Here is a 26,472-nt window from a genome sequence, read left to right on the forward strand (position 1 = left end):
CCTCGCTTCCCTTATTCTACGCCCTAAGTTTAACATCTACTCACTATACTTTCAACCCTTCATGCAGATACTTTCAACCTCCTTTACCACGTATTTCAAGGCTTACAGCGTTTTCGTTCAGACACTAGGTAAACAAATCTATTTTCGAAAACATTACAGACCGGGGGCGAAGCATTTGCCTGCGTACAGTGTATAACACGTTCCCCATAACAAGGTTGATGCATGTGCAGCATTTAACCCTTCCTTCCCTTCCCTATGCAGGCAAATGCTTCGCCCCTACGTAGTTTTGTAAAAAAGTTGCAGTCATAAAAGTGTATCACCTCATATACTGTGAGTCAACGACACAAAACCCCTTATTTTGTGTCTCTATCCGTACGATTGAAAGTATTTGACCAAATATCCTTATTGTGTTATCATTTAGCCTTTTATAATACTTTGATTCATTACTTGTTGTCGGAGAATATACGCCACTATGGAAGAAGAATTAACCTATGCGTTAATAACGCCTTACAGTCTTTTAAAGAGTCGCACGGGTGGTATTTTGGGCCGGTTGCTCTCATTATCAAATCTTGAAGTTATCGGGGCGACAATGTTTGCTCCTGGCGATGAGTTTGTTGAGAAATATTGCGAAACCATCGGTGAACAGGAAGGAAAGTCCTCGTGGAAAGAGGTTATGATTAATTATATTAACAGCAGCCTGAGAAAGGGAAACAAGTTTGGCATTACCAACAGGGCGGTGCTGCTGTTCTTTAAAGGACATAATGCCATTAAAAAATTAAAAGACGATGTAATTGGCCCTATTTCAAGTTTTCAGGGGCATACTATCCGCGGCAGTTTTGGCGATTACATAGAACGTTCTGACGGTACGGTTGAGTATTTTGAACCTGCGGTTTTGACTGCCGCCGACCATAACTCTAACAAAAAACAATTGAAATTATTTACGGATTATTTAACAAACGACGGCGGAATTCTGGAAAATATTGTTTCATTTTCCGAAGGGGCAAAGCCGGAAACAACATTGGTAATATTAAAACCTTTTGAGAAGCAAAGCCCGTTACCTGGCAATATCATTGATATGTTTTCGAGAACGGGTTTGTTTATCGTGGGCATAAAATTGTTGTCGATGAGCATCGCCCAGGCGGAAGAGTTTTACGGTCCGCTGGTGGGCATATTTGAAGAAAAGCTAAAGCCCAAACCCGAGAAAATTGCGGCGCAGCTTAGAGAAGGTCTCAAGTCCATTTTCTCTTTTGAAATCCCGGATGTGACGATTAATGAACATGCAACGCAATTAACAGAGCAGTTAAAAGGGATAAATGCAAAACACGAATTCAATAAAATTGTGCATTACATGACGGGACTGGACGTGGCAAAGGCAACAGAAGCGGAGAAAAAAAATCCCGGTACCGCCCGCTGCCTTGCCCTTTTGTATCGCGGGCCGAATGCAATCAATGAAATAAGAAATATTTTGGGGCCTACCGACTCGAAAAAAGGCGAGCCGGGCAAGGTGCGCAGAATCTATGGGGAGGATATCATGAAAAATGCCGCCCATGCCTCGGATTCTGTGGAGAATGCGGAACGGGAAAGAAAGATTATCGGGTTGTGGAAAAGCGAAAGCGTGAAGGAACTAAAGACGCTGATAGAAGATTATTTAAGCAATAAATAATCAAAAATGATTATCAGAAAGATAACGGTAGGTCCATTGCAGGTATGTACTTATATTGTGTATGATGTTTCTGCTGAAGCGTTGATTGTTGACCCTGGCGCCGACCCGGAAAAAATTATTGCATTTATTAATGCATTGAAACTGCTCCCGAAACATGTCGTAATTACCCATGGACATGGAGATCATATTGGGGCAAACGCCTCATTGAAAGAGGCCTTTCCTGAATTGCAGATTTGCGTTCATGAAAAAGACCATGACATGCTGCCTTACCCTGCGAAAAACCTCTCGATCCTTGCCGCTTTTTATGGCGGTGCAACCGTGCGGTCTCCATATGCAGACCGTACACTGAAAGAGGGTGATACCATCTCTGCCGGTAAATGCATTTTTGAAGTAATTCACACCCCGGGCCACACACCAGGTGGAATATGCCTTTATCGTAAAGATCCGGAAAAGGGGCAACCTCCCGTATTGTTTTCCGGAGACAGTCTTTTTAAAAACGGAATAGGCCGCACGGATTTTCCGGGTTGCAGCCAGGAAACGCTTATACAATCGATTAAAAATAAATTACTTGTCCTTGATGAAAAAACAATCATCTATCCTGGACATGGACCCTCTACCACATTGGCAGAAGAGAAACAACATAATCCTTTTCTCCAGTAAGAAAGTAGCAGATGACCGAAAGAAAAGAAAATATAAAAGATTTGTTCATTGAAGAAGAAATGAAGGATTCGTATCTCAGCTATGCCATGAGCGTTATCATGAGCCGGGCCCTTCCGGACGCCAGAGACGGATTAAAGCCTTCCCAGAGGCGCATTCTCGTTGCCATGAACGATCTTAACCTCAGCCCGCGTGCAAAATTCAGAAAATGCGCCAAAATTGCCGGAGATACTACAGGAAACTACCATCCCCATGGCGAACAGGTAGTGTACCCCACCCTCGTCCGTATGGCGCAGGATTTTAATTACCGCTACCCCCTAATTCAGGGACAGGGGAATTTTGGCTCAATTGACGGGGACCCACCTGCCGCAATGCGATACACAGAAGCACGCATGACGGACGTGACAATCACGATCATGGAGGACCTTGAAAAGAGAACGGTGGATTATACCCCCAACTACGATGATACCCGCACAGAACCGGTTGTGCTGCCGTCAAAATTTCCCAACCTGCTTTGCAATGGCTGTTCCGGCATTGCCGTTGGCATGGCAACAAGCATCCCGCCGCATAATACAAATGAAATATGTGACGGCATTGCCATGGTTATTGACAACCCCGAAGTCACCATAGAAGAATTGATGACGGTGATCACAGGCCCCGATTTTCCTACAGGAGCGCAAATTTGCGGAACAAGCGGGATTAAGGAAGGGTACAAAACCGGCAGGGGAACGATAATCGTACGGGCGAAGGCACATGTTGAAACGTCAAAAACCGGAAGAAAGAGCATTGTCGTAACGGAAATCCCCTACCAACTCAACAGAGATAATATTTTGGAACGTATCGCCCTCCTTGTTCGAGAAGAACTGCTCAAGGGGATTTCTGATGTCCGAAACGAAAGCGACAGACACGGAAGCCGCCTGGTAATCGACCTGAAAAAGGGAGAAGATGAAGAGGTAGTTTTAAACCAATTGTATAAACACACAAAACTGCAGGACACTTTCAGCATTATTATGATTGCGCTGGTGGACAATCGTCCGGAAACACTTAATCTGAAACAAATGCTGATATGTTACATTGAACATAGAAAAGTTGTTATTGTTAAAAGAACAAGGTTTTTACTGGAAAAAGCACAGAACAGGGCGCATGTGCTTGAAGGCTTAAAAATAGCCTTAAATAATATAGACCGGGTAATTGAACTGATTAAAACCTCGGATACCGTAGATGCGGCGCGAAGAGGGCTTATCTCTACGTTTTCTCTCTCGGAAATACAGGCGAACGCTATCCTGGATATGAGACTGCAAAGGCTTACAGGTCTTGAGCAGGGAAAAATTGACGCCGAATATGAAAAACTGTGTGCGGATATAAAAGAATACCAGTCGATATTGGCAAATGAAAAGTTAGTGTTGGATATTATAAAAAAAGACGTTGCGGAAATAAAAGAACAATTTGGCGACAAACGCCGGACGGAAATTGTAGGCGCCGTGGGCGATTTAGAGAGAGAAGACCTTATTACGGAAGAAAATGTAACGGTCATTATCAGCCATGAAGGCTATATAAAGCGGCTGCCATTAAGCGCCTATCGTAAACAACAGCGTGGCGGGAAGGGAGTTATCGGGGCGGAAATGAAGGAAGGGGATTTTGCCGAACACCTGTTTGTAGCATCAACCCATGACTATATCCTCTTTTTTACGGATCAGGGCAAGGTGTACTGGCTGAAGGTTTATGATGTTCCTCAAATGGGTAAAATTACAAAAGGAAGGGCGCTCATTAACCTGCTGGAATTAAAAGAAGGAGAAAACGTAACCTCCTTCATTCCTGTCCGCAATTTTGACGATAGGCAATTGGTCATGGCAACCAGCCACGGCATTATCAAAAAGACCGTGCTCAAGGCGTATGGCAATCCGAAAAAGGGCGGTATTATAGCAATTAACCTCGATGAGGGCGACACATTAATCGGGGTAAAATTAACCAACGGAAAACAAGACCTCATACTCGGAACTGAACAGGGGAAGGCGGTGCGTTTTTCGGAGGAAGACGTAAGATCGGTTGGACGTGTTTCGCGCGGAGTAAAGGGTATAAAGCTTAAAAATGGTGATAAAGTATGCGGCATGGTTGTTGTCGATGATGAGTCATCACTTATGACCATCTGTGAAAATGGCTTTGGCAAGCGAACGAATTTTGAAGAGTATTCGGCGAAAAACAGAGGAGGCCAGGGAGTTATCAATATTAAAACTACTGAAAGAAACGGGAAAGTGGTTGGGCTGCTTGACGTCAGAGAAACCGATGAATTGATCATGATAACAAAGGGGGGGAAGGTTATAAGAACTCCGGTAAATACGATTCGGGTTATCGGAAGAAATACCCAGGGCGTCAAACTTTTTGATATTGGTAAATCAGATAAATTAATCTCGGTAGCCCGCGTAATTCCCGAAGAAAATCCAGCCCTGGAGGATTTAGAAACTGAAAATGATATCCCGGAACAGGAACAGGAACAGGAACAGGAAGAGAAAGAGAAATAAATAATACGTAACATTTTAGTTGTTTGAAGATTGCCTTTAAGTATTTACCCTGAGTATTCCCAAATTCCTGTTTGGGAATTTTACAGAAATACCCGGGCGGGAATACCGAATATTGAATATAGAACAAGTAATATAGAATGATGAAGTATTTTACTTTAATGTTCAATATTCCTTGTTCTGCGGTGCGGTATTCTCTTAAAAAAACCGCCGAAGGCTTGAACCCGCTAATGTAGTTTCCAGTGCCATTACGTTCCCAAGCTTGAGCTTTGGAAACGAGCGCTTTCACAAAATAGTAGCGCAGCTTCATATCGTTCATAACCCCCTCTATATAGCATAAAGAAAAATGACCCGAACGTACTCTGTCTCTGTCTGTATCATTACTTTTAATGAAGAATCTAGAATTCGTGATTGCCTTGAAAGCGTCAAATGGGCAGACGAAATCATCGTGGTGGATTCTTTCAGCACGGATAAAACGGTAGATATATGCAAAGAATATACGGAACGTGTTTATCGGCGTGCATGGGGCGGGAATATCGACCAGAAGAACCATACGATAGGGCTGGCAACGAAAGACTGGCTGCTTTGCCTTGACGCCGATGAGAGATTATCGCCTGAACTTACAAAAGAAATACAAAATGTTCTCAAGAGTCGTGATACGGCAGACGGGTTTTTTTCCCCCAGACGAAGCAGTTACCTGGGACGCTGGATATTTCATGGCGACTGGTATCCTGATTATCAATTACGTCTCTTCAAAAGAGGACGTGGAAGGTGGCAGGGTACAAATCCGCATGGAAGGGTAAGTGTCGAAGGAAAAACACAGTATATGAAACACGACTTATATCATTTTAACTACCGGAATCTTTCCCACCAATTAAAGACGATGGATAATTACTCGGATATTTTTTCCGGTATTATGATAGAACGAAACAAAAACTTTAGTTTGTTTCAGCTCATCTTCAGGCCGCTGTACAAGTTTATTAAAGTATACATATTAAAGAGAGGGTTTTTGGATGGACTGCCCGGCTTCATCCTTGCAATTACAAACGCTTTTTACATATTTGTTAAATACGTAAAACTTTGGGAACGTACGCACGGGAATGGCAGAGAAAAAAAACAAAATGAAAAAACTGTCTAATTCCATTTTATCCCGCATCTATACTTTCCTTGGCAGGACAAACCTACCGTATTTCCCATCAAAAATTACCATTGAATCCGGCAATGTGTGCAATTTGCGTTGTCCCCTGTGCCCTACCGGACAGCATGACAGCAGCGCCAAAAAGGGATTTATTCCCCTTGAATTGTACAAAAAAATCCTCGATGAAATCGGCAGATACCTCAGGCTGATCCGGTTATATAACTGGGGAGAACCTCTTTTAAATAAAGATCTGCTGCCAATGATCCACTATGCCCGAAAGTATGGGATTGATGTGAAAATAAGCACAAACCTTTCGCTGAAACTGGAGGACAAAGATGTTGAGGAACTGTTACGCGCGGGACTAAAGGTGTTGTATATTTCCTGTAATGGCGCAAGTAAGGAAACGTACCTCAAATATCATGTTGGCGGAGATTTTGGTTTGGTAACAGAAAATATGAAACGCCTTGTTCAAAAGAAAAAGGAAATGCACGGCTGCAGGACGAAACTGGTATGGTTATTTCATGTTTTTAAACAGAACGAACACGAGAGAGAGCAGGCGCAGAAAATGGCAAAAGGGATTGGCATCCAGATTAAAATAAACAAGATGAGGCCTGATATGGGAAAGGAAATCTTTGAAACAATACAAGATGCGCTGGAAAGAGATGCCGACTGGATACCCGGGAACCGGAAATTTTTAGTTTGTCCTGAGAAAAAGAAAAAACGAATCTCCTGCACACTTCCCTGGACGGAAACCGTTATTAATTGGGACGGCTCAGTACTGCCCTGTTGCGCCGTCTATAGCGAGACATTTGCGTTTGGCAATATTCACAGGGAATCTTTTGCGCAAATATGGAATAACGAAATGTACGTTTCTGCCAGAAAAGAAATTCTGGGCAGTAAAAACAAGAAAAACACTGTCTGCCATATATGTAAAAGCACGGGATATCTGCATAGTTTCTGATTGATTGGAAAAGAAACAACTTTTTAAATCTGTTTCTACCGTTGAAAATGAAAGAAACAACCCTGACAGGGTTCCAAACCCTGTCAGGGTTAATATACATGCTTGCTAAGGCAGTGTTGTTTCATTTGGTGTTTAAAACGTGTCGGGTGGATTAAGGTGCGGCTTTTTCCCACCGAATCCACCAAATAATAATGAAACGGTGGATTCTCTGTCGCTTAATCCATGAAGAAGAGAGAATCTCACCCCACCCAATTTGCACATATTACATTATCGCAGTGGATTCAATAAATATTCCAGTCCGTTAAGCTTGATTTCGTAAACGCATTCAAGCATATTGCCCAATTCACCTTTCGGAAATCCCTGTTGGGCAAACCATACAATATAAGCTTCAGGCAAATCTATCAACAATCGTCCTTTGTATTTGCCAAAAGGCATGCGTGCCTTCACTACCTTTAAAAGGTACTCTTTATCGGGAAACATATTGTTCTTCTTTCCAAAATGTTTAGAGAATTCCGGGGACACCATGCTTGATTTTAGAGGCTTCGTAACAATTTGGTTTTTTGAAAAAGATATTCACGTGTGCCAATTATATAACAGGAATAAAACATTTTCCTTGTAGTAGCAAGGTACGCCTTGCCACTACAAATCACACCCCTTATAATGATTTGTATTCTTTCAGTAATTTCCTGAATTTGTAAACCGTCACTTCATATGCTTCTTTTCCGGTAAGGTCAACCCCGGCGTCTTTCAGGATTTCAAGCGGTTCTTTGTGTGATCCTGCTCCCAGAAATGTCAGATAGTCTTCGACGGCGCCTTTTTCACCGGAGGTTACGCGTTCAGACAAAGCTATTGCCGCGGACAAACTGGTAGCATATTTGTAGACATAAAAGGCATTGTAAAAATGAGGAATTCTAGCCCACTCGTAGTTTAATTGCACATCAATAACCATTCCCTTACCCAGATAGGTTTCAAGATTTTTCAGGTAAATGCCGGTTATGCTTTTCGAGGTCAGCACCTTGCCGGATTCTGCCATCTCGTGAATATCTTTTTCAAAATTTGCGAACATGGTCTGTCTATAGAAGGTTGCCTCTATACGTTTCATATTATGATACAGATAAAATTTCTTCTCCTCGCGGGTTTCGGCAATCTTTGACATATGATCAAATAACAGCGCTTCATTGAATGTAGAGGCTATCTCTGCCAGAAAGATGGGATTCTGATAATAAATGTATGGTTGATTTTCAATGGAATAATCCCGATGCAGGCAGTGGCCGAATTCATGTGCAAATGTTGAAACATCCGAAAACTTTTCCGTGTAATTTAAGAAAATTAATCCCCGGCTCGCATAACTCCCCCATGAGAATGCCCCTGATCTTTTGCCGGGAGATTCAAAAACATCAATTACCCGTGCACTAACGGTAGCGTCGTACTTCCTGAGATATTCAGCCCCAAGCGGTTCAAGTGCAGTACGAACCAGAGTACGCGCCTCTTCATAAGAATATTTTTTAGCAGTTTCACCAACCAGGGGCACATAATTATCATAGAAGTGTAATGCTTCTATGCCGAGTTCTTCCTGTTTCAGTGCATTGAACTCGCTAATCACATCAATATTTTCTTTTGCAACTTCAACGAGATTGCTGAATACCTTGTTTGGCACATAATCGGGAAACAGGGACATTTCCAGCATTGACGCATAGTTGCGTACCTTCGCCAGCTTAATGTTTGCAAGTACGTTTGCAGCATAGATATTTGCCAGTACATCAATATTCTGACGGAAAGGCCGGTAATAATAATCAAACACCTTTTGCCGGAGATCCCGGTCAGGAGATTCTAATAGTTGGGCATATTTTGCATGAGAGAGGTGGATTTTTTCTCCCTTGTGTTCAAATTCCCCGAATAAAATATTGTTATCATGAAAGGCCAAAAAAGCATCATCAGGCTTTTTTAAGGCAATTTTCAGTTCTGCTAAAGCAATTTCCGTTTCCTCCGAAAGGATGTGCGGTTTGTATCGGGCATAGCTTTTCAAAAAGAAGCGATACCCTGCAAGCTGAGAATTTTCGTGAATCATCGTATCGATATCATCAAGCGATAAAGACGACAGCTCTTTTTTTATAAAAACAGTTTCTGCAGAAATCTTTGAAACAAGCAGTTCAATACGGCCCTTCATCTCTTCATACACGGCATTCCGGGTATCTTCAAAAAAGCGTACATGCGCATACACATGTAAATTTTCTCTTACGACAGAATGATCAATGTATAACTGCATGAACTGCCCGAGTTTGCCGGAATCGGCAAGAGCACCTTTAAACGCCATGAGTTGAGGAAGTCCTTTTTCCACCTTCCGGTAGTCTTTCTCCCAACAATCATCCGATGCATACAAAACAGACAAATCCCATTTGTATTTGTCTTCTATTTGATTCCGTGTTTTATTTTTGTTCATATATTTATTTGGATTTTACCCTCCACGAACATTTCCTTTTTTATTTTTGGTAATTTTTTTACCCTTGCTTCCATCTTTAATGCAATACTCCTGCTTCCAATCTTCTTTTTCAAAACCAGCGTTAAAGGTGCCTTCCCTCTTAAGTATTTTGATCCTTTTTTATCATCACTTGAGTGTTCTGCAAATCTTCTTTCCACATCGGTGGTAATGCCTGTATATAATCTTCCATGTTTACATCGTATCAAATACAAAAACCAATTATTCATTTTTAAATTTCTCACGTAAGCATAATCGGCGCGAAGCATGAAGCGACCGCATGCATGCCATTGTTATGCACCTGCAACTCTTACAATGTTTTGTCAGAAAACGGTCCAGTTGGCAGGCAAACGACTGAATGTCTTTCCGTCCAAACGAAGATGGGCCTCCGGTAATCATACCGCCGGCCCGGAGTTCATCCAGGAGATTGCGCATGGCCAGCCGCAGTTTTATGTTTGCTTCCGTGTAGAGATCGCCTCTCGGGTCAATCGCATATGCTCCCTTCTCAACAACACGGTATGCAAGTGGTATATCAGCAGTGATAACCAGATCGCCCTGTTGAGCCATCGCAACGATACGATTATCTGCCACATCAAAACCTGCAGATACCGTAATACTTGAAATGTACATAGATTGAGGAACCTTCAGATGCTTATTTGAGACCAGAAGCAACGGAATGCGAACGCGCTCAACTGCCCGGAATAGGATATCCGCTATCACACCTGGAAACGCATCAGCATCGACGAGTATCTGCATTTAACGCCCTCTCAGGTTATAATGCACGCTGTATAACAGGTAGCAATGAAGTGGCCGTAAGATTGCCGCTTTCGCCAGGGCTGAACCGAAAAATCTCTTAATGAACAACCGTTTTTCCTCTCAGGTTTTCAAGAATCCTTGTGCCGCGATTTCTTTAACAGTTTACGAAGACAAGAAGCATTCAGCAAATATTATTTAACAGGTTTCTAAAAAATTGTTTTAGAAAAACACAATCCCCTGTTTCCCCTCACTTTTTTACCCTTTCTGTTAATTGTTTCGCTTCGTTTTTCCTTTCGGTTCCCTAATAAAATCCGGCCATTTTCTCTATCAAGTATCTGTTTGGTATCTTCAATGATGTCTTGTGGTATAACCGTTGGCCACATACAACACATTTGATGAGAGACCGGGTTATGTTTGTACGCCTTCGGGTGCTTTTGGTATAATTTCGCATATGTTTCTTTATATTCGGCTTTCACTACACATATGCAATGCAATTAAAATTTATACGCCTATTTGTGCTAAAAGAAAAGAAAATTTGCATAAATCAAATTGTTCTGCTAGCTTGACAACATATTTTTATTGTGTTAATATTTTTTATATTTTTTAAAATTTTAATAATAGGGACAGAGCGATTTTTAATATAAACAATTTAATCATAACAATACCAGCAATCCTTTATGCGTTGACAATACATGAATTTTTTCATGGTTGGACGGCAAACAGGTGTGGTGACCCAACAGCAAGACTACAAGGCAGATTAACGTTAAACCCGCTTGCCCATATTGATATTATGGGTGCGTTATGTTTTGTTTTTGCAGGTTTTGGATGGGGCAAACCCGTTCCCATAAATCCCAATAATTTTAGAACTCCACGCAGGGATAACATGATTGTTTCATTTGCAGGCCCTGCATCTAATTTCATTTCGGCATTTTTATTTGGCATGGTATTTCAACTGTTGCGCAATATTCCCCTGCCGTCAAATCTCTCCACGATGATATTTAACTTATTAATCACGATGATTGTCGTAAACCTGTCATTGGCATTTTTTAATATGATCCCAATTTTTCCTCTTGACGGTTCACATATCCTGGAAGGTTTATTGCCGTATCGTCTATCCGTCCGATACAAAGAAATAGAACGTTACGGACCCTTTATCCTGTTAGGGCTTATTGTAATGGGAAATTTTACTGGGGTGTCTATTCTTAGCCTGGTGCTTGGCCCGCCGATAAAATACTTCCTGAAGCTTTTCTCAGGGTTATCTTAAAAGGGATGATAGCCTTTTTTTTGAAGCGCCAGAGAAAAATGCAGGACTTTTAGCAGGATAAGCTTTATGGAAATAGCGGATAATTATAAAGTAGATTTAGACATTTATAACGGACCTGTAGATCTGCTCCTTTATTTGATTAAAAAGGATGAGGTAAATATTTATGACATTCCTATTTCCAGGATTACAGAGCACTATTTGCACTATGTAGATGCATTGCAGACGCTTGACATGAACAATATCGGCGATTTTTTGATAATGGCCGCAACGTTAATGTATATAAAATCGTATATGCTCCTTCCAAAGACCGAAATGAAAGATGAAGATGAAATTGAAGATCCAAGGACTTCTTTGGTAAAACAATTGTTAGAATATAAAAAATACAAGGAAACTTCTATCGTCTTGTCTCATAAAGCGGATCATTGGGGCAGAAAATGGAAACGGTTATATTATGAAAATCCCTTAGAAACAGCGACAGAAAACGAAGAGAAAATTCCTCTGGAAGGGGTGAGCCTTTGGGATTTGTTGCAAAAATTTTCAGACCTGATGAGTCAAACATTGTTTGATGTTCAGGGCAGAACAATTGTTTACGACGATACCCCGGTAAAGGATTATATGGAGGCCGTTCTATTGCGTGTTCAACAGAGCGCCCCTGTTTCTTTTTTTGCGCTTTTTGAAGGGATAAGAGAAAGACGTCGCATCATTGGTTTTTTTTTGGCGCTATTAGAACTGGTAAGGCAGAATAAGGTAAGAATAGAACAGCCGCTAAATTACTCCGACGTACAAATATCTTTATACAATTAATTACAAATACTTTAACTCGCCACTTTTTCACCTCTTTTTTGTGCAATCGTATCCTATAACATTGGCATACATAGTTTTAATTTGAATTTAATTCGTTAGTTTGTTAGTATCTTTGCTTCTTTGTTTGTCTCGTAAGGCAGGTATTACCGCCTAAAAATAAACACGCGGACATAAATGTGAGTTTTATTTTTGGCTGCGGCTGCTTAAAAAGTATTTAAAAAAATGTTTTTGGCATTGAAATGTCATTTGGAGATAATAGGTTATGGTTTCTAAGGAATTGTTGGAAATACTCGCATGCCCGCTGTGCAAAACAGATGTTCGACTGGAGGGCGACAGGATTATTTGTGTGCAATGCGGGCGAAGGTATCCTGTAAAAGATGATATACCGGTTATGCTTATAGATGAAGCAGCGTTGCCAGAAACGAAAGAGAAGGAATCTTAATGGATAGAAAATCGCTGATTGCATTAATCATTTGCGGGGTAATAATGTTATTATACTATCCCATTATACTGCCTTTGCTATCTCCAAAAACAGAGAAGGTAACACAAGAGGAACTCTCTGCCGAAAAACGACGCCTCGAAACAAAAAATGAAATAAGGACGGTCACTCCTGCGTTGCTGCCTTCTCAGGAAACTTTGCGTGAGATGGACATACATGAAGAAGAAGTGGTGATTGAAAATGAATGTATTAGAACAGTGTGGATAAATGACGGTGCGGCGCTCAAATCGGTTAAACTAAAGGATTTTAAAAGTCAGGATTCGAAAGATACTTTAGAATTAATAAAAGATGCTGATACGGAATATCGCCCCCTCGCCATAAGCTATATATATCAAAAGGCAGATTTCCAAAGACAGAGATACAGGATAACGGATAGAAGCAAGGGAAGGATTTCGTTTAGCACAAGCCTGGAAAGCGGACTTAATCTTATCAAGACCGTTTCCATACCGGATGGTAAATACCAAGTGGATATGGAAATTGTATTGGAAAACAATACAGACGCTGAAATTTCTTTAGCATACGATATCATTGCCTCCTCCATGATTACGCACGAAGGCGTAATTTCGACAGATATTGCAGGGCTTGTCGGCATCGATATGGGGAACCATAAAATTAAATTAGTATCCACCGCACCGAAAGGGTTTCCTGCCAAAAATGAGTCTCGTGGCATTGTTTGGGCGGGTTCAACGAATAAGTATTTTGCCACAGTGTTGAAGCCTGCTTCCAGTGAATGGGTAGCATCTGTTCATCTTCAGGCATTTGATATGCAAGGTATGCCTTCAGAGGAAAAGGCGGAACAGGGTGATTTTATGGTCAGCTTGCAGACGGGGAGAATACACATAGCTCCGCATACGTCCGTCAGACATGGATATCTCTATTTTGTAGGCCCGAAGAAAGAAGAGGTTTTGGGTCAGTATGGCACCATGGATGCTATCATAAGTTATGGGTGGTTAAATGTCATAAGCAAACTGCTCCTTGGTTTTTTAAATGCTGTTCATAACGTAATTCCCAATTATGGCATTTCCATCATAGTATTAACGATAATTATCAAGGCTCTTTTGTTTCCGTTAACGAGAAAAAGCCAGGTTTCCATGTTTAGGATGCAACAGTTGCAACCGCTGATTAACCAGCTCAAGGAAAAATATAAAAACAATAAGCAAAAAATAGGCCAGGAACAGGTGTTGTTGTTTAAAAAATATGGTGTAAATCCAATGAGCGGCTGTTTGCCAATGATATTGCAATTGCCTGTTTTTTTTGCACTGTTCAGAACACTGCAGCTCTCTTTTGAAATGAGGCAGGCTCCTTTTGTTTTTTGGATAAATGATCTTTCCATGCCCGACACACTGATGTATTTGCCGTTTACCATTCCTTTTCTCGGTAATACCCTGAATATCCTGCCGATAATAATGACAGGCGCTTCCTTTGTTCAGATGAAATTAACGCCGAAATCTCCAGCCACTGACCCACAGGCTCAGGCGCAGCAAAAAATGATGTCATTTATGCCAATTATGTTTGCGTTCATTTTATATAAAATGCCTTCAGGACTTACCCTTTATTGGACAACAAGCACTATATTCAGCATCGTTGAAAGCCTATTCATTAGAAAATCTATTAAAAAAATAAAAATAGTTTAGTGTGAGCCTCCCTTTTTTTTTGCGCTCCCATAGCTAAATATTCAACAGGCAAAAAATATCCCTAAGATAACCGTGACGTTATATGTTTCGTGAAGTACAGGATACCATTCTTACCGTAGCAACGCCAGCAGGCAGATCCTTTCACGCAGTGATCAGGGTAAGCGGATCAGAAGCAATTCCCTCGATCCATGAAATATTTGTTCCTTCCGCTAATATAAAACTAGAAAACGTACAAACATTTATTTCTATAAAAGGATGTATTTGTTTGCCTGCGGAGTCATTAAAAATTCCTGCTGTTTTATATGTGATGAGGCAGCCACATTCCTATACAAAAGAAGATATCGTGGAGATTCACACCTTGGGCGGCAGGCCAATCGGAGAAATGATTCTGCAATATATTTTACAAAAAAAAGCAGGATTAAAAGACGGTTTGCGGCTTTCGCGGCCGGGAGAATTTACAAAACGAGCATTTTTGCACGGACGGATAGATCTTGCGCAGGCGGAAGCGATAAAAAACCTCATTCGTTCGCAATCAGATTCAGAACTCGATTTGGCAATTTTGCAATTGTCAGGAAATGCTTCTCAGCGAATTAAAGATATTCAAAACAAAATAACCTTCCTTTGTACGTATGTTGAAACGTCCATTGACTTTTCAGACCAGGACATTGAATTAATATCCCGGGTGGAAATGATAAACAAAATGGAAGAGATTAGAAATGATATTGTTAATCTAATGAATAAGCCGCCGGCGGATAAAATATCTTCTGAAGAAATCCGCACGGTACTATATGGCAAACCGAATGTGGGAAAATCGAGTTTGATTAACGCGCTGCTGGGGGAGAAAAGAGCTATTGTCAGTGACAGACCAGGGACTACGCGGGATATGGTTACCGGAGTTTTGGAAATAGGGAGCATGTGTTTTAAATTAACAGATATAGCGGGTTTCGATGAAGCGAGAGAACCTGTTTTTTTACAAGCAAGAGAAAAAGCTCAAGGTGCCTTGAAAAATGCACATCTGTTATTGCTTGTTTTTGCCGGTAATGAAAAAATGGATATCCAATCATTGGAAATAAATCATAGTGAGGTTGCCAATAATGTAATTGTGGTGGTCAACAAGCGCGATTTAATGCCGGATTGTTCCTCCTTTGAACTGCCGGAAGAAGTAAAAAAATATCCTGTTGTGTATGTTTCTGCATTAACCGGCGAGGGATTGGAGAGATTAAAGACACTTATGTTTGATAAAGTTTTGGCCGGGCAGATAGAACGATCAAACACACTTCATTTTTTCAATGTTTATCAAAAAGATGCCATGCAACGGTCGTACGAACGAATAGAACAGGCGATAGCGTCTTTCAGAGATACTATGAGCGATGAATTTATTGCCATGGACCTGAGAATGGCAGTGGACATTCTTGGTGAAGTAGTAGGTGAAATTACGACAGAGGATATTTTAGATAAAATATTTCAGGAATTTTGTATTGGGAAGTGAAATGCGCGAGAGGCCTTCATGGGACGAATATTTTTTGAGGATTACAAAAGAAGTTGCGCGGCGGTCAACATGCCTGCGCAGACAGGTAGGTGCTGTTCTTGTTTTGGAAAAACATATTCTAGCCACAGGTTACAATGGAGCGCCAAGCGGGCTTCAGCACTGTCTGGAAATTGGCTGTTTGCGGGAACAATTAAGAGTGCCGCCTGGCGAACGCCACGAATTATGCCGGGGGCTTCATGCTGAAATGAATGCTCTTATACAAGCAGCGCGCTACGGAATAAAAATTTCGGGAGCAACCTTGTATAGCACAACCTGTCCATGTTCTTTGTGCGCTAAAATGCTGGTGAATGCCGGAATAAAGCGTATTGTTGCCATTTCCGATTACCCCGATGCCCTTGCAAAAGAAATACTTCATATGGCAAATGTCCCGGTTGACTTTGCAGGGCTTGAAGAACCTGTTGTGGGCGATGAAAAATAGTAACAAAACGCCTTTCAAAAATAAAAAGTTTTTGTCCTCGATAGTATACGTGTTAAACTCAATAATACAGTAAAAACGTTGAATTATTTTTGCTTGAAAATCAATAAAGCAGGTTTTTTGGTAAATCTTCTTGACATCATATATCTTGTATGATATATACTTCAGACTAACATATATAGCTATAAATGTGTTTTTGGTACCTTATCAGTAATTTCTTTAACGGTTTTTGTTAAAATATTTAATAGTGAAACCCGAAATACTGGATACGAAACGAATTCTAATGATAAAATGATTTTATATTCCAAACGAGCGCGTCTTTCGTGTTTCGTGCTTGTTTGGTTCTGGCTTCTCCATGTTAGGTTAAGGGCGCATGCAATGCTTGTTTTGTAAAGCGGATAATGACAAAGTGATTAATTCTCGTACAACAGCGGATGGTCTAAGTATTAAGCGCAGGCGGGAGTGTTTGGACTGCGGTCGTCGATATACTACATACGAGCGAGTTGAAGAAAATCCATTGCGTGTCGTTAAGAAAGATGGACGGCGCGAGATGTATGATCGGAAAAAAGTATTTAATGGTTTGCTGAAAGCGTGTGAGAAGCGGCCTGTCTCTACCGATATAATAGAAAATATCGTTGATGAAATAGAGCGCGAAATATATAGCAAATTCGACCGTGAAGTAAATGCAAACTTTATTGGTTCTCTGGTAATGCAGAAATTAAGGATTCTTGATATGGTTGCTTATGTTCGTTTTGCTTCTGTATACAGGGAATTTAAAGATATTTCGGAATTTATAGATGAGCTAAAACCGTTTATGCAGGGAACCAAGAAGAAGATGCGATGAAAGAACAACTACAAGTTATAGTATTAAACCTGTTAGGAGGTACGGAAAGATATGGGTAATATGATAGAGTATGTCGTAAAACGAGACGGAAGGACAGCTCCTTTTGTTGAAAAAAAGATTGCTGATGCGATTTTTAAGGCGGCGCAGGCTGTTGGGGGTAATGATCGTGCTTTGGCAGAAGAACTGGCTGTAGTGGTTTCTATGTTTTTGGCGAAGAAATACAATGGAAATCCCCCGGGCATAGAAAATATCCAGGACGTGGTGGAAAAGGTACTTATTGAGACGGGGCATGCGAAAACAGCGAAGGCTTACATTATATATAGAGACAAAAGGGCAAGAATTCGTGATTCGCTGAGGGTAAGAAAGCAATCCCAGAAAAGAGTGGATACTACAGATGTTTCTCTCATGGTCGATACGGAGACAAAGGACGAAACTTTTCCCTGGGATAAAAGAAAAGTCGCCGTAGCGCTGGAAAAGGAGGCGGATATCTCCGGAGAGGTTGCTGAAGAAATTGCAAGCGTAGTGGAGCAAAGGGTGTTTTCTTCAGGGTTGAACCGTATTTCAACGTCTTTAATCCGGGAGCTGGTGGATAATGAATTGTTTGAGCGTGGATACAGTAAAAAACTGGAAAAACAGGCCGTGCTTGGTATGCCCAAATATGATCTCGATGAGTTAATACTGTCAAAAAATAAGGAAAACAGCAACATTGCCACTAATAATCCGGAAGCAATAAATCTTGCAATTGCAGAAAACACTTTAAAACAATACGCGCTTCAGGAGGTTTTTTCCAAAGAGGTCTCTGAGGCACATCTAAGTGGGATGGTACATCTTCATGACCTTGGATATCCGACCAGAGTATATTGCTCTTCTCATTCTTTAGAGTATTTAAAAAAATATGGATTGTCGCTTGAGAATTTAGATACCGATTCAGCGCCAGCGAAGCACGCGCGTACATTGACAGGCCATTTAAATACATTCCTGGCTTCCATGCAGGCATATTATGCCGGGGCGTTAGGTGTGGGGTATATTAATATTATGTATGCTCCTTACCTTGAAGGGATGAGCCATCAGGAAATGAAGCAGGAGGCACAACACCTCATATTTAGCTGTTCGCAGAGCGCTTTTTCCAGGGGGGGGCAGACGTTATTTCTTGACTTTAATATACACACAGGCATTCCCGGTTATTTAAAAGATATACCCGCTATAGGTCCTGGTGGGAAACCGACGGGAAAAACTTATGGAGAGTATGCGGAAACGGCGAGGAGGTTTACTCTGGCGATGTTGGATGTTTGGAGGGAAGGGGATTGCTATGGCCATGTCTTTGCGTTTCCTAAATGTGATTTTCACATAAATGAAGAATCGTTTAAAGATCCGAAACAATATGAGCTTTTGGAATATGCCTGTCAGATTGCCAGTGAGAATGGCGTACCATACTTTGTATTTGACAGGGATGAGATAACCCTCTCTGCATGCTGCCGTTTACGTACTACAATTGATGATAATTATATGATCAAACATCCTGAAAGCATGCGTTTTTGCGGCTTTCAAAATATAACGATTAACCTGCCCCAGGCCTCCTATAAGGCGGGAAAAGGTAATTGGGATGCGCTTTACAAAGAGATTGATAAAGCAATTGAAATTGCGGTAAAGGCGCATCTTCAAAAAAAGAAATTTATCAGCAAACTAATGTCGGGACCGGAAATGCCTCTTTGGGAAATTGGAAAGAAAGCAAAAGATGGTCGTCCATACGTAGATCTTGAGGCGTCAACATATATTGTTGGCATTATTGGGTTAAATGAATGTTTGCAGTTTATGACGGGAAAAGAATTACATGAAGGCGATGATATGATCCGCCAGGGTTTGCGCGTGGTTTCCCACATGTATACGCGTGTGAAGGAAGCAGGGAAAAAGCATAAGTTGAAGTTTTCTTTGGAAGAATCTCCCGCCGAAAGTGCAAGTAGAAGATTGGCAAAGGTGGATATGCGAAATTTCCCTGAAGCGGCGGACGTTGTAAAAGGAAATGACGAAAGGGACGGCTTGTATTATACCAATAGCATACATCTTCGCCCGGATGCCCCGGTAGATATGATTACCAGAATATACCTTCAGAGTAAATTTCACACGATGATTGAATCTGGTGCAATAATACATGCATTTGTAGGAGAAGAAAGGCCGCCGGCCTCCAGCATTTTGAATCTCGTGAAAAAAACATTTAAGAATACACAGGCTGCTCAGGTTACCATATCTCCCGAGTTCACCATTTGCAACGATTGTAAAAAAGTCACAAAAAAACTTACGGATATTTGCGGCTATTGCGGGTCGAGAAATGTTTATGGTATAACAAGAATCGTAGGCTATTTCAGCCGTATAAATAATTGGAACAAATCTAAAATAAGTGAATTGGCGGACAGGCATAAGGGCAATTATCGTGTAGAGGATATTTTTACGGGCAAGAGTGCTTCTGTAGAATCTTGTGCGGCAAAAAGTTAGAATACGAGCTTTATTTAACATGGCAGCGGTAGTGGTGATGTTTTTCAAATTTTTATTTAGATTTTTTGAATGAATATACCAATTAAAGGTTTTATTGAAAATAGTCTCTTAGAGTGGGAAGGAAAGATTGCCTCCATCATTTTTCTGCCAACGTGCAATTTTCTCTGCCATTATTGTCATGCCCCGCATTTGGTGCAAACCCCGAATAAATTAGAATCAATACCTTTGGAGTCAGTAACGAAAAAACTACAGCAAAGTTTTGGGTGGATAGATGGCGTTGTTGTTTCGGGCGGAGAACCCACCATGTATAAGGAATTAGGCGAATTGCTGAAAATATTCAAGGATATTGGTGTTCTGGTGCGCTTAGATACAAACGGAACGAATCCTTATGCATTGAAAGATTTAATCGAAAAAGACCTTTTGGATTGTATTGCAATGGATGTAAAAGCGCCTCTTCGTAAAAATAAGTATGAAGAAATAGCTGGAACTCCCTGTAATGTAGAGGATATTGTAAATAGTATTCATATTATTATGGAGAGTGGCATTGAGTATGAATTCCGTACTACGGTCTGTCCTTCACAATTGGATCAATATGATATCGAGGATATCTCAATGTCCATAAGGGGTGCAGAACGATATATCATACAGTCCTTTAAACCGAATCATTGTTTGAATACGGATATGTTAAATGAAAAGCCCTATTCTTTTGAAATGCTCAGGGAATTTGCAATGGTGGCAGGCAAATATGTTAATTATTGCTGTGTCCGGGGAGATGAAGGAAAAGTTTTATCGAGAAATTGGTAGGTTCATTATACCGTTGGTCCCAATAATCTATGAGAGGGGGTGATATTTAATGCCGGTAAAGAAGTGTGGTACTTCCGCAAAAACAGGAGCAAAAAAAACAGCTACAAAGAGTGTTGGCACCAAAACGACAAAAGCAAAAACCGCAACAAAAGCAAAGACAACAACAGAAAAAGCGAAGACGACGACAAAAGCAAAAGCCAAGCCTGCTGCAAAGAAGGCGAAAAAGTAATAGCCAGTTTAATGTTATTTATATTTTAGCAGACACATGTATTCAAAAGTATTTATGTATACAGGTTATTAGGAACGAGACAGTTTTGCATACGTATTTTTATTGGTATGGGACCAATCTATGTGTAATGGGGGAAGGGCGTTTCGATTCTATCGGAACGTCCTTCTTTGTCATTAATTAGCCAACTAAAGGATCATGTGTTCCGCCTCTCCCCGCCCGTTTTTAACAGTAAATCGTGGGCTACGGAATGAAGGTTTTCAAAATTCCAGAATAGCATCGAGTCTGTAGAGATGTAAATGCCTCGCGTCTCTGTTAGCCAAAAGATTAATTTAGCACAAGAAGTTTTAATCTTTTTAACAAATCAATTAATAAACATATTCCTATCCCTCTCGAGAGGGGAATTTTAGCTGTCCCCTCATGGAAGGGGGTTTAGGGCAGGTAGAAAAGTCTTTACATACAACCTGTCCTCTTTTTTTGGAGCGGAACCTTAAAAAGTCGTTGCCAAAGATGGCAGAATTTGATGTTAAGGAATTTCAATCTTTTTAGTTAAGCAATTAACAAACCCAATGCGGCCCCTATGGTAGGCCATGTATCCTTGCATGGTTTTATGACATGAAATGCAATACGCTTGTCCTGTCAATGAGGAGAACTTTGGATGTCACCTCCCGGGAGAGGATCGAGGGGTAGGTAAAATAAAAACCGTCGGGGTTTTGTTTTTTAAAACCCAACCTAATTAAAAAAAGTAGCGCAGAGTTATGAAATTAAAGAAGCTGGAATTGTTCGGATTTAAATCGTTTGCCGAAAAAACCGAAGTTGTTTTTGAGGACGGCATAAATGTAATTGTCGGTCCCAATGGATGCGGCAAGAGTAATATAGTGGATGCTGTTAAATGGGTGCTTGGCGAACAAAGCGTTAAATCGTTGAGAGGCAATGAAATGTCGGATGTTATTTTTAATGGCACCGAAAAAAGGCCCTCTCTTGGTTATGCGGAAGTATCGTTGACTATTTTGAACAATAAGGGACTATTGCCTCTGGAATATACTGAAGTGTGTATTACGCGCAGGCTGTATGCTTCCGGAGAATCTGAATATCTTATTAATAAGCAAACCAGCAGATTAAAAGACATACGCGAACTTTTTGTAGATACAGGCTTTGGTTCAAATGCGTATTCTGTGATTGAACAAGGGAATGTCGATGCGTTACTCAGAGCGAATGCTCACGAAAGGCGTGCATTGTTTGAAGAGGCCGCAGGTATCAGCAGATTCAAATTACAGAAAAAAGCTGCTTTGTCTAAATTAGAACATGTGGAACAAAATTTGTTACGAATAGGCGACATTGTTGAGGAGCTACAAAAGCAGCTTCGTTCCATAAAAGTTCAGGCATTGAAGGCTAGAAGATATCAGGAGTACAGAGAACAATTAAAAAAACTAAAGGTAGGACTTTCGCTTAAAAATTACAGAGAGCTTGGTGACAATAAGGCGTCTGTTTCTGAACAAATAAAACAAATAGAAGAACAAAGACAAAAAGTAACCACTATTATAGATACTCTTAAATTACAAATAGATGAAGTTGAAGAGGCCTTGGAACAATTGGAACTGCAATCAGCGGCATTACAGACGGAAAAAATGAGTCTTGAGTCGCAAATATCAAAAGACGAGGATAAAATAAAATATAATACCGAACGTATTAAAGAATTAAAAACCCGGCGCGAAAGACTCTTGGAACAGCAAAAGACATTGGAAAATAAGATAGGCGAAACAAAAAACACTATTTTAAAATCTGAGGAAATGCTACACGTATTGACGCGGGATATAGGAACGGTACAAAACGACCATCAGAATAAAGAAATTTCAAGTAAACAAATAAACCTTGAATGCGATATTTTGTATCAGGGCATGGAAGAAAAAAAGGCGGAGGTTATTGCTACACTGCAAAAAGAATCTGGCGTACAGAATGAAATCGGCAGTTTGACTATGGAAAAAGAAACATTGATGGGGAGAGTGATGAGGCTTCAAAAAAGGCAGGACGAAATTGCTTCATCTCTGAATATGTTGAAATCGAGATATGAGACCGTTGCAGATGAAAAAAATACTATTACGATAGAGTATGATATTTTAGAAAGCAATTTATTCGCTTCAAAAGGCCGTATACAAGAAATTATTAACACAATCCGTTCCTTAGAAGACCAAATTAACCTAAAAAAACAATTGCAAAGCAGTAAAAAATCGCGACATGAAGTACTGATGGACTATGAGGTTCGCGCAGAGGGTATTGATTCAGGGGCAAAATGTATCGTTGGAGAATCGCAGAAAACAGATTCTGTTTTGAAAGGTATACAAGGCATGATTGTGGATATGCTGAAGGTGGATTTGCAGTATGCTCTTGCCATTGAAGCTGCATTGGGAGATAAGGTGCAAGGCATTGTTGTGAGCACCACGCAAAATGCAATAGAGGCGCTTGCCTTTCTACTGGAACATCAAAAAGGAAATGCCATTTTTTTCCCATTAGACCGTATGCATGGGCAATCTTCTCGCAATGAGGAAATTTTACAAAAACCAAATGTCATTAGCGTTGCAAGCCGTCTTGTTAATTGCAGGGAAGATATTCGGGAGGTAATAGAGGGATTTTTGGGCAATGTCCTTGTTGTTGAAAATCTTGAAGCTGCAATGTGGCTGAATAGCCAAGGCATCAATGTTCGCTGTGTAACACTGAATGGAGAGTTGTTTGAATTGGACGGGACAATCAGCGGCGGCAGAAAGCAGGGGCAGGTAGGCATTATTTCCCGAAGAAGTGAATTGGAGAAAATTGAAGATGAATTGCTCCGTATACAGGAGGAACTGGAGAGGCTTGAGGGGGAAAAGTATACGTATGTGGGCGAACTGACCGGGCTTGAAGAGAAAACTGCCCAATTGGCGGTAAAGATAGAACAGTTGAATTTACTGAAAATGTCAAAGGAAAATGAACTTTCGCAAAACAGACAAAAACAGGAAGAACTTCTGGCAGAAGAAAAGATGAACGAAGAGGAATCAGACGAAATAAACGGCGAAATAGAAAACACCCATGAACGCGAAATTTTATTGAGGGAAAGATTGGAAGTCCTCAATCAACGCCATGAAGCATTAAAAGAACAAATCGAAGAGACATCGATGCTTGTTAAAGAAAAGGAAGTTATAAGGAAGGAAATGCAGGAAGAAATTATGTCTTTAAAGGTGATGCTTGCACAGAAAGAAGAGAAAAAAGACAGTCTGGCAGAGACGTTAAACAAACTTTCCGCAGACCTGCAGGAAATGGAAGAACAGGTTCGGGATATAGCAGATGAGCATAAAAATTGTCAGCAGAAAATATTTGATGCGGAAATAGAAATCAAAAATACGGAACAACACATTGAGGCGCTTCAATCAGAAAAAATTGTTATTGATGAAAGGACGGAAAATCTGAGTGCAGAAATAGAAAGAAATGATTATCATGCCGCGGAATTACGTACATCCCTGGAAGGAAACCAGGCAGAATATGGGAGTGTAGAACAGCATCTTCAGGAATTGCGATTTAAAGAAAATGAATATAATATCCGTATAACCAATCTTGAGGAACGGATAAGAGAAGAATATAAACTTGAAATTTCCGAACTACACAGTAACCGTGAAGAAATTGAGCAGGAACTCAGCAGTTTGAAGGAGAAGCAAGCTCAGTCCGACGTTTCACCTGAGGAATTTTGGGAAGCGGTTTCTGTTGAAATAGAAGAATTACAAGGAAAAGTGGAGCGTTTGGGCAATGTGAATCTGGAAGCCATTGCGGAACAGGAAGACCTTGAAAGCCGGGAGGGTTTTCTCCTCACCCAAAAGGAGGATCTTGAAAAGTCGCATACGAGTCTGCTGAATCTGATAAAAAAAATTAATCATACGAGCCGTGAATCTTTTGAAAAAACCTTCCATGAAATCCGTGAAAATTTTCAAATGATGTTCCGGAAGCTGTTTGGCGGAGGAAAAGCAGATATAATTTTGGAGGAGAACGTTGATATCCTCGAAGCGGGAATTGAAATAGTTGCGCAGCCACCCAACAAAGAACTTCGTTCAATCACGCTCCTTTCCGGGGGAGAGAAAGTGATGATCACCGTGGCGTTGCTGTTTTCGGTATTTCAGACAAAACCAAGCCCCTTTTGCATCCTCGACGAGGTGGACGCCGCCCTGGATGAAAGCAACATCAACAGGTTCAGTCTTATTATTAAAGAGTTTACCAGAGACACGCAGTTTCTCATGATTACGCATAATAAAGTTACTATGAGCATTGCGGATGTGCTTTATGGCATCACGATGCAGGAACCAGGGGTATCAAAAAAGATTGCCGTGAAGTTTGATGAGATTGAGAAAAAGGTTGCTTAATACGCAGAATGGCAAAATGTGTTTGACAACAGATGAAGGAGTGAGTATCATTACCCGCAGTTGTTGAAATAAAAACAAATATATATGCGATGGAGTTCGCTTAATCGCTGCTATTGTAGCTAATAACTCCTGTCAAAGATTTCCTCTGGCAGGAGTTTTTTTATTTTGAAAAACCCCTGTCAAACGAATGGTTTTGGCAGGGGTTTTTATGTTAAATTTACGTATAGGAATTTCAAAGTTTTTGTAGAGACACATTGCATGTGTTTCCCCGTTTTGTTTATTTAGTTAAAAGTCGCCGAAGACCTAATTAATTCAATTAAGTAGATGAACAGCTACGTTTGTTTTTCCGGAGGATTTGAAGTTTCATGTTAGATGAATTTGTAGAACATAAGAAAGAAATATTGAGTGTAATTGAAAATATAGAGGACTTGTCAAAAAATGATGCTGGGATTGGAGACGGCCTGCTTGCTATGGTCAGGAAACGGTTGGTAACAAACAGCTTTAATCTGGTGGTTTTAGGACAGTTTAAAAGAGGCAAAACGACTCTTATCAACAGTTTAATTGGCAAAGAAGTCCTCCCATCATCGGTAGTCCAATTAACTTCTATTGTGACGATCCTGAGGTTTAGCCAGGAAATCAGATGTATAATTTTCATGGAAGATGGTAGTGAAAGGGAAATTAGTGTGGAGGAATTACCTCGGTATGTTACTGAAAAGGAAAATCCAGGAAATGTACGCAGAGTGCGATGCGCTATCATTGAATATCCGTCACCTTTTCTTGAAGCGGGGATGATGCTGGTCGATACCCCGGGAGTGGGATCAACCTTTCTGCATAACACGGAAACGACGTATGGATTTTTAGACCACCTTGATGCCGCATTGTTCCTTATGAGCGCTGATGTTCCCATCTCACAGGTGGAAAAGGAACTCCTTGATACCATCAAAGATTCCACACAGAAGATATTCTTCGTGTTAAACAAGATTGATAATCTGACTTCGAACGAGATGGAGGAAATAGTCGCCTTTAATAAACAGGTGTTAGAGGAGATGGGGTTTGCCGTGCATAAAATCTGGCCTATTTCTGCCAGAGAAGCACTGAAGGCAAAAATAATCAACAATGACGTTCAGCTTTTACAGAGTGGTCTTTTGTAACGGATGTTCACCCCTGCCAAAACGCATAAGTGCTTAATACATAGTTTGTTAAGGCTGTATTTTTAATAAATATGTAGTCACTAATATATTGTTATTATCCGACAATATACTTGACGGATAATGGTTGTTATCTGTACAATGGTGGACATGCATATTGTAGAGAACAAGTCAAAATCCGGTAAAAAAATCTATCGATCTACCCTTCTGCGGGAATCGTACCGTGAGGATGGGAAGGTCAAGAAA

General features: G+C 40.6%; 21 protein-coding genes. 17 read left to right on the plus strand and 4 right to left on the minus strand.

All coding sequences use genetic code 11. The features are described from left to right. Positions 1-472: 472 nt before the first annotated feature. The 5 genes from QZT26_RS07705 to QZT26_RS07725 all read left to right on the plus strand — a co-directional run bounded on the left by QZT26_RS07705 (position 473) and on the right by QZT26_RS07725 (position 6,935). Positions 473-1,663, plus strand: coding sequence for a nucleoside-diphosphate kinase (locus QZT26_RS07705; protein WP_099324754.1), 1,191 nt, complete (start codon positions 473-475; stop codon positions 1,661-1,663). A gap of 6 nt (positions 1,664-1,669) precedes the next feature. Next, on the plus strand, positions 1,670-2,323 hold the full coding sequence (locus tag QZT26_RS07710) for an MBL fold metallo-hydrolase (RefSeq protein ID WP_099324753.1): 654 nt from the start codon (positions 1,670-1,672) through the stop codon (positions 2,321-2,323). 11 nt (positions 2,324-2,334) lie between these two features. Then, positions 2,335-4,839 carry a DNA gyrase subunit A gene (gyrA, locus tag QZT26_RS07715; RefSeq protein WP_295101493.1) on the plus strand — a complete coding sequence of 835 codons (2,505 nt, stop codon included), beginning with the start codon at positions 2,335-2,337 and terminating at the stop codon, positions 4,837-4,839. Positions 4,840-5,182: 343 nt separating this feature from the next. Next, positions 5,183-5,974, plus strand: a complete 792-nt coding sequence (locus QZT26_RS07720) for a glycosyltransferase family 2 protein (protein WP_295101495.1) — start codon at positions 5,183-5,185, stop codon at positions 5,972-5,974. Further along, positions 5,958-6,935, plus strand: coding sequence for a radical SAM/SPASM domain-containing protein (locus tag QZT26_RS07725; protein WP_169703396.1), 978 nt, complete (start codon positions 5,958-5,960; stop codon positions 6,933-6,935). The genes QZT26_RS07720 and QZT26_RS07725 overlap by 17 nt, the downstream gene beginning before the upstream one ends. Positions 6,936-7,202: 267 nt before the next feature. Here QZT26_RS07725 and QZT26_RS07730 read toward each other — a convergent pair whose 3' ends face one another. The 4 genes from QZT26_RS07730 to QZT26_RS07745 all read right to left on the minus strand — a co-directional run bounded on the left by QZT26_RS07730 (position 7,203) and on the right by QZT26_RS07745 (position 10,167). Next, positions 7,203-7,415 (minus strand): DUF3820 family protein, encoded by a 213-nt coding sequence (locus QZT26_RS07730; protein WP_099324750.1) that lies wholly within the window; start codon positions 7,413-7,415, stop codon positions 7,203-7,205. 175 nt (positions 7,416-7,590) lie between these two features. Then, positions 7,591-9,375 carry an oligoendopeptidase F gene (pepF, locus tag QZT26_RS07735; RefSeq protein WP_164994495.1) on the minus strand — a complete coding sequence of 595 codons (1,785 nt, stop codon included), beginning with the start codon at positions 9,373-9,375 and terminating at the stop codon, positions 7,591-7,593. Continuing rightward, a complete protein-coding gene (locus QZT26_RS07740; protein ID WP_099327003.1) occupies positions 9,372-9,641 on the minus strand; it encodes a GIY-YIG nuclease family protein in 270 nt (89 codons plus the stop codon). Before QZT26_RS07740 ends, pepF begins: the two co-directional genes overlap by 4 nt. Then, positions 9,634-10,167, minus strand: coding sequence for a YaiI/YqxD family protein (locus QZT26_RS07745; RefSeq protein WP_295101500.1), 534 nt, complete (start codon positions 10,165-10,167; stop codon positions 9,634-9,636). The genes QZT26_RS07740 and QZT26_RS07745 overlap by 8 nt, the downstream gene beginning before the upstream one ends. Before the next feature lie 682 nt (positions 10,168-10,849). Here QZT26_RS07745 and QZT26_RS07750 point away from each other — a divergent pair. The 12 genes from QZT26_RS07750 (at position 10,850) to QZT26_RS07805 (ending at position 26,229) form a co-directional block, all read left to right on the plus strand. Next, a complete protein-coding gene (locus QZT26_RS07750; RefSeq protein WP_157820444.1) occupies positions 10,850-11,431 on the plus strand; it encodes a site-2 protease family protein in 582 nt (193 codons plus the stop codon). Between the two features lie 66 nt (positions 11,432-11,497). Continuing rightward, positions 11,498-12,235 carry a segregation/condensation protein A gene (locus QZT26_RS07755; protein ID WP_164994496.1) on the plus strand — a complete coding sequence of 246 codons (738 nt, stop codon included), beginning with the start codon at positions 11,498-11,500 and terminating at the stop codon, positions 12,233-12,235. 262 nt (positions 12,236-12,497) lie between these two features. Further along, a complete protein-coding gene (locus tag QZT26_RS07760; protein ID WP_099324741.1) occupies positions 12,498-12,677 on the plus strand; it encodes a Trm112 family protein in 180 nt (59 codons plus the stop codon). Then, the gene (gene yidC, locus QZT26_RS07765; protein WP_164994497.1) at positions 12,677-14,368 is read left to right on the plus strand and encodes a membrane protein insertase YidC; all 1,692 of its coding nucleotides are present in this window, start codon (positions 12,677-12,679) and stop codon (positions 14,366-14,368) included. Before QZT26_RS07760 ends, yidC begins: the two co-directional genes overlap by 1 nt. Before the next feature lie 82 nt (positions 14,369-14,450). Further along, a complete protein-coding gene (gene mnmE, locus QZT26_RS07770) occupies positions 14,451-15,857 on the plus strand; it encodes a tRNA uridine-5-carboxymethylaminomethyl(34) synthesis GTPase MnmE (RefSeq protein WP_295101503.1) in 1,407 nt (468 codons plus the stop codon). A gap of 1 nt (position 15,858) precedes the next feature. Further along, positions 15,859-16,335 carry a cytidine/deoxycytidylate deaminase family protein gene (locus QZT26_RS07775; RefSeq protein ID WP_099324738.1) on the plus strand — a complete coding sequence of 159 codons (477 nt, stop codon included), beginning with the start codon at positions 15,859-15,861 and terminating at the stop codon, positions 16,333-16,335. 370 nt (positions 16,336-16,705) lie between these two features. Beyond that, positions 16,706-17,176 carry a transcriptional regulator NrdR gene (gene nrdR, locus QZT26_RS07780; protein ID WP_099324737.1) on the plus strand — a complete coding sequence of 157 codons (471 nt, stop codon included), beginning with the start codon at positions 16,706-16,708 and terminating at the stop codon, positions 17,174-17,176. Between the two features lie 51 nt (positions 17,177-17,227). Beyond that, on the plus strand, positions 17,228-19,666 hold the full coding sequence (gene nrdD, locus QZT26_RS07785) for an anaerobic ribonucleoside-triphosphate reductase (RefSeq protein WP_099324736.1): 2,439 nt from the start codon (positions 17,228-17,230) through the stop codon (positions 19,664-19,666). Between the two features lie 69 nt (positions 19,667-19,735). Beyond that, positions 19,736-20,470 (plus strand): anaerobic ribonucleoside-triphosphate reductase activating protein, encoded by a 735-nt coding sequence (locus QZT26_RS07790; protein ID WP_099324735.1) that lies wholly within the window; start codon positions 19,736-19,738, stop codon positions 20,468-20,470. Between the two features lie 49 nt (positions 20,471-20,519). Beyond that, positions 20,520-20,699 carry a hypothetical protein gene (locus QZT26_RS07795; protein WP_157820442.1) on the plus strand — a complete coding sequence of 60 codons (180 nt, stop codon included), beginning with the start codon at positions 20,520-20,522 and terminating at the stop codon, positions 20,697-20,699. 755 nt (positions 20,700-21,454) lie between these two features. After that, entirely contained in the window at positions 21,455-25,078 is a 3,624-nt protein-coding gene (smc, locus tag QZT26_RS07800) for a chromosome segregation protein SMC (protein ID WP_295101507.1), read from the plus strand. Positions 25,079-25,443: 365 nt separating this feature from the next. Then, the gene (locus tag QZT26_RS07805) at positions 25,444-26,229 is read left to right on the plus strand and encodes a dynamin family protein (RefSeq protein ID WP_295101509.1); all 786 of its coding nucleotides are present in this window, start codon (positions 25,444-25,446) and stop codon (positions 26,227-26,229) included. Positions 26,230-26,472 lie beyond the last annotated feature (243 nt).

Source organism: uncultured Candidatus Kuenenia sp. (genome assembly GCF_900696675.1).
GTDB lineage: Bacteria > Planctomycetota > Brocadiia > Brocadiales > Brocadiaceae > Kuenenia > Kuenenia stuttgartiensis_A.